The sequence below is a fragment of the Paraglaciecola arctica BSs20135 genome, from assembly GCF_000314995.1.
GTDB lineage: Bacteria > Pseudomonadota > Gammaproteobacteria > Enterobacterales > Alteromonadaceae > Paraglaciecola > Paraglaciecola arctica.
Window position 1 is genome coordinate 1 of record NZ_BAEO01000058.1, and the last position, 12,974, is coordinate 12,974.

Sequence of the window (12,974 nt, forward strand, 5' to 3'; positions counted from 1 at the left end):
TACTACTAATGTCCCTTTTTTAACTTCTAAAGGCTTAGCATTGTCATCATCAGGCCAGGGCATATCATGTAAAACTTTCAATTCTGTGCTGTCATCTGGATAACGTAAAAACTGCTCTTTTAATGGTATAACCTCCCCACCCGATTGCACCTGCAAACATCCATTTTGTATGGTGGCATCTTCCACAGCCAGCCAAAAAGTGACCACAGAAAGAGGGGTTGTGAAAAAGTAACTGGCATCTTGGTGCCAACGAATAACACCGCCAATTTTAGGTTGTTTGAAAATATACATCGACTGATGGATCTGTGGCCGTAACAGTCCCAAATCTAATGTGATATTTTTAATTATTTCGCTGTGGCTGAAAGTCTTAAATTCGGGTACCAGTTGATGTAATGCATGGCCAATTTTATTAATGCTCAGTGATTTATCTTGCTTAAGAACACCCTCGTCATCGAAGGCATCTTCTTCAAAAAAACAGCGAACTTTATCGCCAGAGGATAAAAAATAATTATCACGAGTTTTACTATGATCTTCGGTAGAAAATACTGCACGGGTTGAATTTGGATCAAAGTCGTCCACTATTTCATTAGCAGCATTTTTTAATTGATCCATTTGCTCGGCGGTAAAACACTGCTCAAGCACCAAATATCCGTTTTGTTGGTAAGATTTTTTTTGTTCTATTGTAAGCATTTAAGTGTCTCGAACTACTAATAATGGGAGCCTAAAAAGGCAAGCAAGATGGCTTATATAAGACAAAAATTCAAGTGATTAAGCTTACTTAGTATTAAATTGAACTAAGGTAATTAACCAATTATTTGCTATTTTAACTAATATCTTGTGGTGTATTTACAACTAACTATTAGTAAAATCAAAGATAACTATAATTATCAGCCACTTACATATTTGGCACATGATCTGCTACATGTTTCCTCTTAAAGGTGTTCAGCTAAATAAAACCACCAACAAAAACGACTACAATTAACACATTACGCACTAAGGGCAATTATGACATTTTCTAAATTTACAACAGCGGCACTACTTACCGCATTAACCTTAAGCACATCAAGCTGTATCATTCATGTTGGTGGTCAAGATAATAATGATCGCGATAAAAGTGGATATAGTAGTGTATTTGGTGGAGTAGATGTTTCCGAAAACAAAGAGGTTGGTGATCTTTCATCGGTCAACGGCAATATCACTATACAAGATAATGTTAGCGCTCGTGATGTAGATGCCGTAAATGGCAATATTGAAATTAGCAATAACGTTCAGGTACATGAGTTGTCAACTGTCAATGGAGACATCCAAGCGCATACCTACTTGTCAGTTAAACGTGACGTTAGTACTGTTAATGGCAACATTACCTTAGGCACTAACTCTATGGTAGGTAAAGATGTTACAACCGTGAATGGTAATATTCATCTAACCCAAACCTTTATAAGCGATGATATTAAAACCAAAAATGGCAGTATCACCCTAGTGAAAGGTTCAGTGGTTGATGGAGATATAGAATTTGAGTCACAGGATGACGGTGGTTGGTGGGGTGACAAATCACGTGAACATAATCCACCGACCCTAACCATTGACGCTTCATCTGATGTAAAAGGAAAAATTATTTTACGCCAGGTCGTTGTGTTAGAAATTGAAAACCCTGCATTATTAGCTAAAGTGGAACGTCGCTACAAAGAACAAGAATAATCAACTTGTACCAATTTAGGGGTTAGCCTTTAAATGAGGCTGCCTCATCTTCCAATATGCCCTGTTCAAGTTTAGCTTTCATGCCTTTTTTTATATCCAAAGCAGCACCAATAAAAGCCCCAACAACTTAATACTTTGCGTCTCAGGTAGTCTAAATGACTTGGCTAACTTTTTCAGAATAAACCAAACCCGGTTTTATTATTGTCTTCAATTATTGGTTGTTTCCAACAAGATGCTAATTCCAATAAAAAAACAAAAGCGGATTAAACTACAAATTGAGTCAACTACTGATCACAGTGCAAGCCCTATGCACCAAGGTGGAGATAGAGGATATGGCTCATTCGGCCAATAATCTAATCAATGTCTCTTCCCTCATTTATTAACAGATCATTAGGGATTAGTAGCGCTGGATTTTAACCTATTGTCAGTCGTTTAGTGGTAGGATTGTTTAGATGCTTTTGGCTGATATTGAAACATACAAATAGAGGGCACTTGTTTGTTGAAATGTTTAATTTTATATAGTTGGCTTATGTTTGCTGCAGTTGTTAACGCGCAACAAACTCAGATAATGGAATTTTCTGAGCCTTTCGCGGGCTACGCAAAAACATTGATTAATCAGCCCCAAGAAATCGTAGGTACGTTAATAAATAGTAAACCTACCAAAAACCAATCCGATATTGTTCATGCACAGCACCACCTTATTTTGGCTAGGGCTTATTACAACTTAGCCTATCCGCAAAAGTCATTGGATCATGCACAATCTGCTTTAAGTTATGTTTCTGAAAAACAGCAAGCTTGGTTGTATCACAATTGTAAAATTGCAGAATCTGATGCTCTGGAACTGATTGGTAACCCCATGCAGGCAATGGATGGGGTCAACGCAGCGATAACTTGGGCGGAGCACAATAAACATCCAAAAATGTATCTGCAAGCCTTATATTCTAGGGGCATTATTCAAACCAGTCTGCCGGATTATGTGGCTGCACTTAGTGATTTTCAAGAGTCTTATTCTCTCGCTAGTATTGATCCTGATGAACTAAATAAAGCCCATGTGGCCACAATGTTGGCACAAGTCTATGAGTATCGCCGAGAATACCAATTAGCTATCCCCTTTTATGAAGAAGCCGTAGCGGCACATCGCTTACACAAAGCTGATTTAAATCTAAGTATTGCCCTCTACGGTTTAGGTAGAGCGAATCGCGGCATCGGTAAAGTTGAACTTGGGAAAGCACAGTTACAAGAATCGGCAGAGTTAGCTGAAAAGATCGATGACTTACAGGGCGTGGGTTATGCGCTAAAGGAGTTAGCTTCTATAGACATGCTTGAAAAAAACTATATCGAAGCCGAAGTTAAGCTGAAAAAAGCAGCAAGTATTTTTGCTCAGGCAAACAATCCCCAAATGAACTTTATCTTTATGATGTTATTGACAGAGCTGGCACTAGAAACAAATAAAACAGCAAAAGCCGACATTTATTTTCAACAAGCTAAAGCTCTATTCAATCGCAACGAAATGTCAATTCACGCTACCGATTATGATGTACTACAAGCTCGATTGTTATTTGAACAAAGCCATTTTCAAGCGGCCTATAAAATCCTCGAACAAGCATTTGAACGCCATAAAGAACTGCAAAATGCTGAAAGTACAGGGCAACTTCACCAGCTTCGTTCTCGTTTTGAAATGCAATTGGCACAACAGGAAAATGAAGTTTTGTCACAAAAAAATGCCTTGCAACAAATGCAATTAAAAAATGAAAAAACACAAAATATGCAGCTGATCCTCAGCACTGCCTTCGCCACTATAATCTGTGGGTTATTAGGTATTATGGTATTTCGTAATAAAGTGCATAAACGTAAACTTGTAAAACTAGCCACTCGTGACGATTTAACCGGTTTATATAATCGTCGCTACGCCTTAACTTTATTAGAACAACAGATGTCACTTGCCACTAGGTATGCTACTAACTTGTGTATTGCTATGTTAGATCTAGATTTTTTCAAGGAAATTAATGATTCTTATGGCCACGTGGCAGGTGATAAAGTATTGCGGGAATTTGCCCTTTTATGTAGGGAAAGTCTACGTGAATCAGATGTGATAGGACGTATTGGTGGAGAAGAGTTTTTATTGATCCTCAACCACACTACTAGTAAAGATGCTTTTAAAGTATTAGATAGTCTGCGTACAAAAATGTCGGAACTCAGCCAAAAAGCGGGGCTCCCTGAGGCCAAGGTGACACTCTCTATTGGTATCGCTCAATATGAACAAAATGACAATTTAGAAAACTTTATGTTATTGGCTGATACCGCCTTATACCAAGCAAAAAATAATGGCCGTGATCGAGTTGTTGTTTACGAGCGCAATAACACTATTGAGACTAGCTCTTAAGTCCTAATTGTCCTATTACAGTTCAATATCATAGAGATATCCCACCAATAAAATAAAACACCACTGTGCTATGTATATGCCCCCTTTTAGAGGCTATTTTATATGACTAAAGCCAAGACTAGGCGTCTTTGTTTTACTTTACTTAATCAAACCTATATTTGTTTGAGTTTAAAACCCTTGATGGATGATGCAATGCTGCCATAGATGTTAGCCAATACATTAGACGCTTGCTCCATGACTTGTGTTTCGTGCTGAGACTTACCACTTTGTGTATCGATCACGTCCAAAAATTGGTTAATCTGGTCAGTCTGACGCTTTTGCACCTGCATTTCTTTTTCTATCACCAAATTGAGGCGGCTGATTTGATTAAATGCAGCATGTAGTTTATCCACAAATTCCTGTGACTTTTTCGCTTGATTTAAGCTGATTTCAGCTTGTTCTTTACCTTGGCTCATGGCCTTTACGGCCTTGTCTGCTTCATTTTGCAACTTGGCAATATTTTCAGAAATTTGTTGAGTGGAGAACTGAGTTTTGGTTGCCAGTGAACGTACTTCATCGGCAACTACCGCAAAACCACGTCCGGCTTCACCAGCTCTTGCTGCCTCTATCGCCGCATTTAACGCCAACAAATTGGTCTGATCGGCAATACCACTAATCACATTCACAACATTGCCAATATTATCGGAGTCCGTTTTCAAATCAGCAATGATATCTGAGGCATAGTGAGTGGCCTCAAGCATACCTTGACTAGTTTTGACATTATCATCGAACATAAGCTGTCCTTTATCAGCCAGTTCATTTGACTCACTAACAAAGTTATTTGCTTGGTGAATTGCATCATTAACTGAATCATTCGATTGTGTCATTTCGAACATGGTGGTGCTAAGTTTTTTAGTTTCGTCAATTTGTAATACTAAACCGTGTTTTACATTTCCAAAGGCAAGCATCAAATCTTCTATCGTTATCCCTAGAGTTTTAACATCACCCCTGATACCACTTAGCGCATTACTCAAACCATCCTGTATTAAGCTGAAATTACTGGATACCTGACCTATTTGGTCATAAGTGGTGCTCTTTACCGCACCGGTAAAATCGCCTTGAGCTATTTGTGTGGAAACACGATTAACTCTATTAAGTGGTTTTAAAATTCGCGTATCTAAAAACCAAGTGATCAAAACCATAGTCAATAATATTGCTAAAAAAACCACGATAATCGTAATAGTAAAAGCTGACGAACCACGCTCATCCATAACCACCTTTTTTGTGTCTATCTGAGTGTTCATGGCCATAACGGCTTGATTCAAGTTTTCGGTTGGCGCACGGTCAATGCCTTTCACACTGGCATCTGCTATTTCAATATTCATCCCAGCAGCAACAAATGCATCATAACCTCTACGATATGCCGCCAACATAGGAGGATAACTATCAGCAAATACACCTATATGTTGATAACCAGGTTGTTGCTTAGGCATGGTCGCAAGAAGATACTGATATTTTTCTTGAATTAACTCGGCATGTTTATTGAAACTGCCCCAATACTTAGTTAATTGTTTAGGCTTTTTACCTCTAATCAGGGTGTTTTTCCACTCTTGAACTTGAGTCTTAAACAGCACATTCAGCTCACCAACTTCAGTCATGTAGTGGACATCTTGTTTAATGGTGTAACTATAATCTTCGATTACCGCCCGCAACGAAGAAAATCCAATATAAAATGCGACAACCAACAGCAACAATGATGAACAAAGCAACAATAGCAATTTGTTCCTTATGTTATGGCGTATTATTTTCAAGCTGCAACTCCTAAAAACTTGTATGGGGCGAACCGCGCGGAGTATGAAGCCAATAAATGACACCTTTATTACAGATATTACAGAAAAAGGTAATTACCTCCAAAAACCAGCCGATAATTAAGCTTTTAACTATGGCAGTTCAATCAATTTTGGCTGAAAAACGGTTTCAGTTTAGGAATTAAAGAATATTTATAGATGAACCAATAGCAGTCTTATCTAATAATAGAACTGCTGGGGACATGGTTAGTGCGATTTTTTTGAGCAGATGATTAAACTGGCAGAGTATAAATATACAGATGTTTTACCAGATAACTTTGGTCGAGGCGTACCTTACAATCCCCCCATACATTACCAATAGTGAAATCAGAAGTGGTGCAACATTTTCACCTAGGCAGTAAAGATAAATCTCTACCTTTAATGAAAATTAAATTTTACAAAACAAGTGATCTCCAGCTCATTTATTGCCAAGGTGCATCAAATATTAACGTGAGAGATTTGGGAAGGCACCGCTAGTTTCAGATCCGTAAATGGGCACTATAGTTGCTCACTAATAAAATCCTTAAGCAAAGTTATATCTGCTCTGCAACAGCCGACAAAAAACAATATTTTGTCTGTGTATTCAATAAGTTAAATAGATTAAATATTGCCTATAGTTAGTGATAAGTTATGTTTTAGTTTTACAGCCATTAAGAAAAATCGATACCGCACTTTCCACATAGCGTCTTTTTTCTTCCTCAGATAACACAACGGTATCGCCTAAGACACAACGCATATGATAATTACCTTTAAACATATTGAGCAGTTGCTGAGCTGCCATATAACAGTCAACAAGTTGTAAATAGCCAGAATCAACCAATGATTGCAAATAATCAGCGACCGCGCGCAAATTTCTTTCCGGGGCGGTTTTGATAAAAATCTCGCGCAATTGTGGATAACGTCCGGATTCTGAAATGAGTAGTCTATGTATCGCTCCCACCTGAGGGGAAATTAGCAGATCGAGAAAGCCAATTCCCATGGTGTGTAATACATCCACTGGATCTTGCTCTTGAGCGAAGGAGGAACTGAGTTTATCAATCAACTGCCCAGAAGTGCGTTCGATAACCGCCTGAAATAATCCCTCTTTATTACCAAACAGGCGATATAAGGTTGCCAAGGAGCCGCCTGCTTGTGACATAATTTCTTGCAAGTTGGCAGCATCAAAACCACTTCGACAAAATATTTCGGTGGCGGCATCGAGTATTTTGTCCCGCCTTAATAAGCCTTTCTCTCTGGGGATATAATCTGCTTCACAAATTGCCGATGTAATATTTTTGTCGCTCATCAAAATCAAAACCTATATTTTTATCCCGTGATGGTATCAAAAAACACCAGAGTTGACCTATTTGATCATTGGGACTTGAAACAAAGTGTAGTGTAATATACATTACACTTTATTGAATTGCTATCCTATGCTGGAAATTGGTACATGTCATCAATCGTCAAAAAAGTCGCTATTGTTTTAATTGCGCTGAGCCTTTTGTTTTACGCCGCAAGTAGTGCTTTTGCCTGGTATGAGCATGGTCGTTTTAGTGAAGAAACAGATAACGCTTATATCAAGGCGGACACAGTAGCAATCCGTCCGGAAATTTCTGGTCGCATTGAGTTGGTTGCGGTGCAAGAAAATCAGCGAGTGCACAAAGGCCAACTGCTAATCCAGATTGATGCGGGTGATTATCAAGCCAAAGTAAAGCAAGCCCTTGCTCAGTTAGCCGTAAGCCATGCGGCATTGGCCAATACCGATGCGCAGTTTTTATTACAAGACAAAAAATTGGATGAAGCCACGGCAAATATTGATGCTGCCAATGCTGAATTGCATCGTTCGGAATTGGAACTGAAGCGCTTTAAAGTGCTGGAAAGCCAGTCGTTCGATTCCAGACAGCAATTACAGAATGCGGAAGCCGCTGTTGAGGTTGCCAGAGCTAAAGTTGCCCAGGCAACTGCTGCTAAAGCCGCGGCCAAACAAATGCTCACGGTTCTGGAAGCGCAACGCAGCAGTGCCGAGGCGCAAATTGAAGTGGTGCAGTCTGAGCTGGATTTTTCCCAAAACCAATTGGCCAAAACCGCCATTGTCGCCCCTGGTGATGGCATTATTGGTAATCTAGGTGCGCGAGTGGGCAGCAGTGCTCAACCTAATATGACCTTATTGTACTTAGTGCCGCTAGCCAAAATTTATGTGGTAGCCAACTATAAAGAAACTCAAATTACCCATATGAGCATCGGCCAGCCGGTGAAGCTCAAAGTCGATTCGCAACCAGAGATTAAATACACTGGTGTAGTAGAGTCCTTAGCCCCTTCTACTGGTACCGAATTTAGTTTATTACCAGCTGATAATGCCACGGGTAATTTTAATAAAATCGTGCAGCGTGTGCCAGTGCGGATCCGCATCACCGGACCTGATAATGCCTTATCTATGTTACGTCCTGGTTTATCAGTGGTGCCATCGGTGGATACTCAGAGTTTTAGTCAGCAAGTGTCTTATTTAGATACGCCAGTTATGGGTAGTTCAGTGCCTGCTAACTATTAATCTGGAATTGCAGTAATGACAGACAAAAGCGATATGCCTCCTATTGCCCACCGAATTGGCTTTATTGCGATAATGGTGGGCATGTTTATGGCGATCCTAGATATCCAGATCGTCGCCAGTTCGTTAAATGAAATTCAGGCTGGCGTGTCTGCCACGCCTGACGAAATATCTTGGGTGCAAACTGCCTATCTAATTGCTGAAGTGATCATGATCCCGCTATCGGGAATGTTAACTCGCTGGCTATCCACTAGGCTGACCTTTGTGCTTAGTTGCGCGGCGTTTACGTTAGCCAGTATCGGCTGTGCCATGGCACAAACCATTGACCAACTCATTGTCTTACGTGCCATTCAAGGTTTTGTCGGTGGAGCTATGATCCCCATTGCCTATGCTCTGGGGTTTCGTTTGTTTCCACCGCGTATGATGGGCCTGATACAGGCTGTCATTGGCATGATAGCAACAACTGCGCCGTCCATTGGCCCGACTTTGGGCGGATATATTACCCTCTCATTGAGTTGGCATTGGTTGTTTTTGATGAATGTTGTCCCTGGCGTTATTGCCTGTGTAGTGGTGTGGTTTTATCTGCATATTGATGAGCCCGATTTTAGCCTGTTTAAGAAAATTGATTTTACCGGCTTGCTTTTTTTGGCTCTGTTTCTTGGTCCCTTAGAATTTGTACTTGAAGAAGGACCAGGGGAAGACTGGTTTGCCAGTACAGAAATTATTTTCTTTTCGTTATTGAGCGCTATTAGTGCCATAGCCTTTTTCTGGCGAGCATTAACTGTGGATTTCCCCATTGTGGATCTAAAGGTATTTAAAGATCGTAACTTTGCTCTGGGTACCATACTCGGATTTATCATTGGCATTGCTTTATATGGTTTAGTGTATTTAATGCCATTATTCTTTGGCACAGTGCGTATGTTTAACAGTTTGCAAATAGGCGAAATTATGTTTGTCACCGGTGCCACTATGTTTCTTACCGCACCGGTTGTTGGCAAGTTATCAGACAAGATTGATGTGCGTTATATGCTAACCTTCGGTCTGTTCATGGTCGGCTTGGGTGCCATTATGAACTCTACTCTGACCACCGAATCAGGTTATGAACAATTTTTCTTACCACAGATTGTTCGTGGTATTGGCTTATTGATGTGTATTTTAACTGCCACGAGGCTGGCAATGGGTACTTTGCCAGACCACGAAATCAGTAATGCCGCCGGACTGTTTAACGTCATGCGTAATCTGGGAGGTGCTGTGGGCTTAGCCACTATGGATACCATTCGTGACGTGCGTTTTGACTATCACTGGACCCAACTTATCCACTCTGTGGATACTACCCGTGACGTAGTAGTACAGCAGTTATATCAATCACAAATGCAATTGACTGGTATGGTGAGCGATCCTGCAGCTGCGGCAATTAAGCAAATGGCGCAACGGGTTATGAGACAAGCAAGAGTCTTGTCCTTCAACGATTTATTTTTGCTCCTTGGTGTACTGTATTTGTGTGCAGTGCCATTAATGCTCTTCATGCGGAAACCCCAGCCAGCCGAAGGAGCGAAAGCAGAACATTAAAGATGCGGCGGCAGCCTTAGTCAACAGTGATTTTAAAGGGCCTCCCCTTTATTGGTAGTATTTAACTTCAGCCACAGGCTCGAAGCTAGGTAAATAACCTGAACTCGGGTTGAGACGTTCCGCTTACTCTAAAGTAACTCTAATATAAACAATGAGTTAGAACATCATTATTTATTAGGCAGCTTATTTAATGCATCCAGTGCTGATATTATTGTGTTTATCAAGGCGAGCTTGCGAAGGAATAGCCAGCCATTGAGAGCAAGTTCAACGAAGATAGGCGCTATAATAGCGGTGCTGGACGGTATGGCTTATCCCTAGTCCAGGTTAAATAGATATAAACTCAATCTAGACTGCGTAATACACTCAATTTACCGTTATATTTCAAATCGTCCATATGACAATAAAACCGTTCTGGTTGATACGCCCCCATTAACTCATGTTCATCAAATTTCATAAACCAGGTTAGTCCAGGATGGTTTATCTGAATACAAGATAACCAGGGATCGCAAATAACAACATTTTCAGAGTCCCAACTAATAATGGAAGTAAAGGAGCTCGTCTCCAATTTCATTTTGCTGAGCACAACAAAGGTGTGAGAGTCCTTATCATCTTCCCTTTCTAACTGCATTTGAATAATTGATCTCACTGATGGTGTATTCGCTAATAATTTATAGCCAATAGAAGCCATCACATCACAATTTCCCGCTCGGCTAAGGATCCCCCACCCCACATTTTTCTCAAGATATTCTGTCATCGTCTCTTCATTATGACTCACATTCATTCGTTTTTTATGAATGAAATATTCTTGATTAAATCGAACTTGTTGTACCCGTTCTTCCGCTCCAAGCTGCGCCGGAGAGCAGCCCTCTGGAATATTGGCAGGACCGTAAGGAAGTAATTCTGTGACTCGCTGCGTAACAATTTTTGCAATCAATCTGTGATCCATAAAATGCTCTTTTTTGAGACAATAAAGACATTAAATATGATAGTTCATGACAACATAAAAGCATAAATGGTTACCCCCTTTATTTCATGTGCTTTTAAAACTTAAGCAAAGGTCGGTAACCACGAAAATAATAAGGCACTTTTTAAACCCAAAATCAAAATACCAAATAGAATGACTAACAGTGGTATTCGATTTGAGATGGTAATAACGGCCTTTTGTTTTAATGAAAGCGCCATTATTCCCGGTAAAACGAAAAAACTAAAGGCCACAAACATTCCTGCAAACCCAATCGCATAGATAAAACCATAGGGTAAGATAAAACTAGCAATGGCAGGAGGACCGAAGCAAATGGCTGCGGCAATCAAACGCTGTTTAGTTGTATCACCGAGCGATAATTTATCCTGAATAAAGTGGAAAAGTCCTAATCCAACACTTAAAAATGAGGTGATAATTGCACAATGGGAAAATATATTTAAACGAATCTCTAACGTATTATCCACCCCGTTATTAACCAGCGCAGTAACCAATTCGCCAAGATTACTACCGTCTGCAAACACTGCTCCGAAACCATCTCGGCCAATACTGCCAAAAGTTAAAATTAACCATAAGACATAAACAAATAACACTAATGCGGAGCCCCAAAATAAACTCTTATTCACGTTTTCAGGCTGGGCATGATAATGACGAACTAGGCTTGGGATCAGACCAGCACAAGCAAATGCGGTCACATAAACAGGTATCGCTGCCAATACATATTGAGGAGTGTTAATTGAGATAGTTAAGTGATTGAGCTCAACGCTTGGCATAATGCCAAGGGCTGAAACAAAAAACGCGATTGCCATCATCACTAAAAAAATAAGTAACACGCGACTCACTAATGATGTGCCAAACGCGACCGTAATAGCAATAAGAGTAGCAAACCCAATGCTCAGCCAGCGGCGATAAGAATCATCGATCCCCAGCCCCACACTTTTTAGGCTGTAATCGACGATACTCGCACCTGCACTGGTGTATGCGTACATGAGGATCATCATGATAAAAACGATACTGACATTATTCAACCTGCTCCACCAAAGTCCCAGTGAATAACGTACCAAAGAATCAAAACTGCTGCGGTGATCTAAGCTATTGTGGGTGTCGGCGATTAACGCAAAATTGACCATAACAAAAAGTTTGGCTGCCACAAATGTCATTCCCCAAACTAAAAACAAGCCAAGGGTTGACCACCATATCCATGCGCCTGCTGAAACCATAGGCAAAGCGAACATTCCAGCTCCTAACGCACCGCCAGCAACTAACAGTATGCCGTTCCACAATGGTGTAGTCTTAACCATAGATTTGACTAGCCTGCATGGGACAACACTTCTTTTTTATTGTGGACCAGTCGAGTAGACCATGGAATAGGGTTACGTAACGCATGATGAGCCATACAAGCCCCCTCTGCCTCTTGTAATAGGCCCAATATACGCTCTTCAGGCTCATCACTTTCAATGATAACGTGGGTTTCAACGTGCAGACACTCCCCCTCAGTGGTATGCCCTAGCTCTCTCATAGTGCCCAAATTAGTCATAAATTTAATGCTTTGTTCTAAACGCAAACTATCAACTGTAATTTTGCGAGCAGTTAGAATGTCGGTTAAATGCGTCATTAAGCAAAAACCGATCCCCGCCGCGAAGAACGCCAAAGGCGGTGGTGCGGTGTCATCACCAACAGGTGGTTGTTCATCACAATAGAGCTTTACCGGACTAAAACCAGGAATATTGATTTGCACTGTACCGGTTTTTTGTTGCTTATTACCCGCTTCGGCGACCAAATTCACTTCAAATTTCAATGCTTCTGGAGGTTTGGATTTTTTAAACGGCGCAGGTGTGAATTCAGTGGGCACGGGCTGTGTATCGCCCTGCTCGCCAACTTTATAATGCTTTTTCATGACATTCCTTACTCGTTCTTGTATGCAACTACGAGTAACACGCAGGGTCAGTTAAGTCAAAAGCAAAAGAGGCAGTGTCTGGGGTAGCCATTAACATA

11 protein-coding genes are annotated in these 12,974 nt (G+C 40.5%); 5 read left to right on the plus strand and 6 right to left on the minus strand.

Going from position 1 to position 12,974, the window contains the following annotated elements:
* Positions 1–690 (minus strand): phytanoyl-CoA dioxygenase family protein (locus tag GARC_RS19265; protein ID WP_039990096.1); only part of this gene is annotated, 690 nt, incomplete at its 3' end.
* Between the two features lie 315 nt (positions 691–1,005).
* Here GARC_RS19265 and GARC_RS19270 point away from each other — a divergent pair.
* Positions 1,006–1,698 (plus strand): DUF4097 family beta strand repeat-containing protein, encoded by a 693-nt coding sequence (locus GARC_RS19270; RefSeq protein ID WP_007623398.1) that lies wholly within the window; start codon positions 1,006–1,008, stop codon positions 1,696–1,698.
* A 529-nt stretch (positions 1,699–2,227) separates the two neighbouring features.
* Complete coding sequence (locus tag GARC_RS19275) at positions 2,228–4,081, plus strand: GGDEF domain-containing protein (RefSeq protein ID WP_007623403.1); 1,854 nt, start codon at positions 2,228–2,230, stop codon at positions 4,079–4,081.
* A gap of 152 nt (positions 4,082–4,233) precedes the next feature.
* On the opposite strand, the gene GARC_RS19280 is transcribed toward GARC_RS19275, so the two are convergent.
* On the minus strand, positions 4,234–5,838 hold the full coding sequence (locus GARC_RS19280) for a methyl-accepting chemotaxis protein (RefSeq protein WP_007623405.1): 1,605 nt from the start codon (positions 5,836–5,838) through the stop codon (positions 4,234–4,236).
* A gap of 390 nt (positions 5,839–6,228) precedes the next feature.
* Between GARC_RS19280 and GARC_RS27775 the strand changes: the two genes are divergently transcribed.
* On the plus strand, positions 6,229–6,384 hold the full coding sequence (locus GARC_RS27775; RefSeq protein ID WP_161603938.1) for a type II toxin-antitoxin system YafO family toxin: 156 nt from the start codon (positions 6,229–6,231) through the stop codon (positions 6,382–6,384).
* Between the two features lie 151 nt (positions 6,385–6,535).
* Here GARC_RS27775 and GARC_RS19285 read toward each other — a convergent pair whose 3' ends face one another.
* Positions 6,536–7,192 (minus strand): TetR/AcrR family transcriptional regulator, encoded by a 657-nt coding sequence (locus GARC_RS19285; protein ID WP_007623410.1) that lies wholly within the window; start codon positions 7,190–7,192, stop codon positions 6,536–6,538.
* A gap of 144 nt (positions 7,193–7,336) precedes the next feature.
* Between GARC_RS19285 and GARC_RS19290 the strand changes: the two genes are divergently transcribed.
* On the plus strand, positions 7,337–8,434 hold the full coding sequence (locus GARC_RS19290) for an HlyD family secretion protein (protein ID WP_007623411.1): 1,098 nt from the start codon (positions 7,337–7,339) through the stop codon (positions 8,432–8,434).
* 15 nt (positions 8,435–8,449) lie between these two features.
* A complete protein-coding gene (locus GARC_RS19295) occupies positions 8,450–10,000 on the plus strand; it encodes a DHA2 family efflux MFS transporter permease subunit (RefSeq protein WP_007623412.1) in 1,551 nt (516 codons plus the stop codon).
* 340 nt (positions 10,001–10,340) lie between these two features.
* Here GARC_RS19295 and GARC_RS19300 read toward each other — a convergent pair whose 3' ends face one another.
* From GARC_RS19300 to GARC_RS19310, 3 genes are all read right to left on the minus strand, one after another.
* Positions 10,341–10,946, minus strand: coding sequence for a hypothetical protein (locus GARC_RS19300; protein WP_007623413.1), 606 nt, complete (start codon positions 10,944–10,946; stop codon positions 10,341–10,343).
* Between the two features lie 101 nt (positions 10,947–11,047).
* Positions 11,048–12,280, minus strand: coding sequence for an amino acid permease (locus GARC_RS19305; RefSeq protein WP_007623414.1), 1,233 nt, complete (start codon positions 12,278–12,280; stop codon positions 11,048–11,050).
* Positions 12,281–12,288: 8 nt separating this feature from the next.
* The gene (locus GARC_RS19310) at positions 12,289–12,876 is read right to left on the minus strand and encodes an OsmC family protein (RefSeq protein WP_007623416.1); all 588 of its coding nucleotides are present in this window, start codon (positions 12,874–12,876) and stop codon (positions 12,289–12,291) included.
* Positions 12,877–12,974 lie beyond the last annotated feature (98 nt).

Coding starts and splice junctions, on each gene's coding strand:
- GARC_RS19285 (WP_007623410.1), bottom strand. CDS start 7,192: ATGAGCGACAAAAATATTACATCGGCAATTTGTGAAGCAGATTATATC.
- GARC_RS19290 (WP_007623411.1), top strand. CDS start 7,337: ATGTCATCAATCGTCAAAAAAGTCGCTATTGTTTTAATTGCGCTGAGC.
- GARC_RS19275 (WP_007623403.1), top strand. CDS start 2,228: ATGTTTGCTGCAGTTGTTAACGCGCAACAAACTCAGATAATGGAATTT.
- GARC_RS19305 (WP_007623414.1), bottom strand. CDS start 12,280: ATGGTTAAGACTACACCATTGTGGAACGGCATACTGTTAGTTGCTGGC.
- GARC_RS19300 (WP_007623413.1), bottom strand. CDS start 10,946: ATGGATCACAGATTGATTGCAAAAATTGTTACGCAGCGAGTCACAGAA.
- GARC_RS19310 (WP_007623416.1), bottom strand. CDS start 12,876: ATGAAAAAGCATTATAAAGTTGGCGAGCAGGGCGATACACAGCCCGTG.
- GARC_RS19295 (WP_007623412.1), top strand. CDS start 8,450: ATGACAGACAAAAGCGATATGCCTCCTATTGCCCACCGAATTGGCTTT.
- GARC_RS19270 (WP_007623398.1), top strand. CDS start 1,006: ATGACATTTTCTAAATTTACAACAGCGGCACTACTTACCGCATTAACC.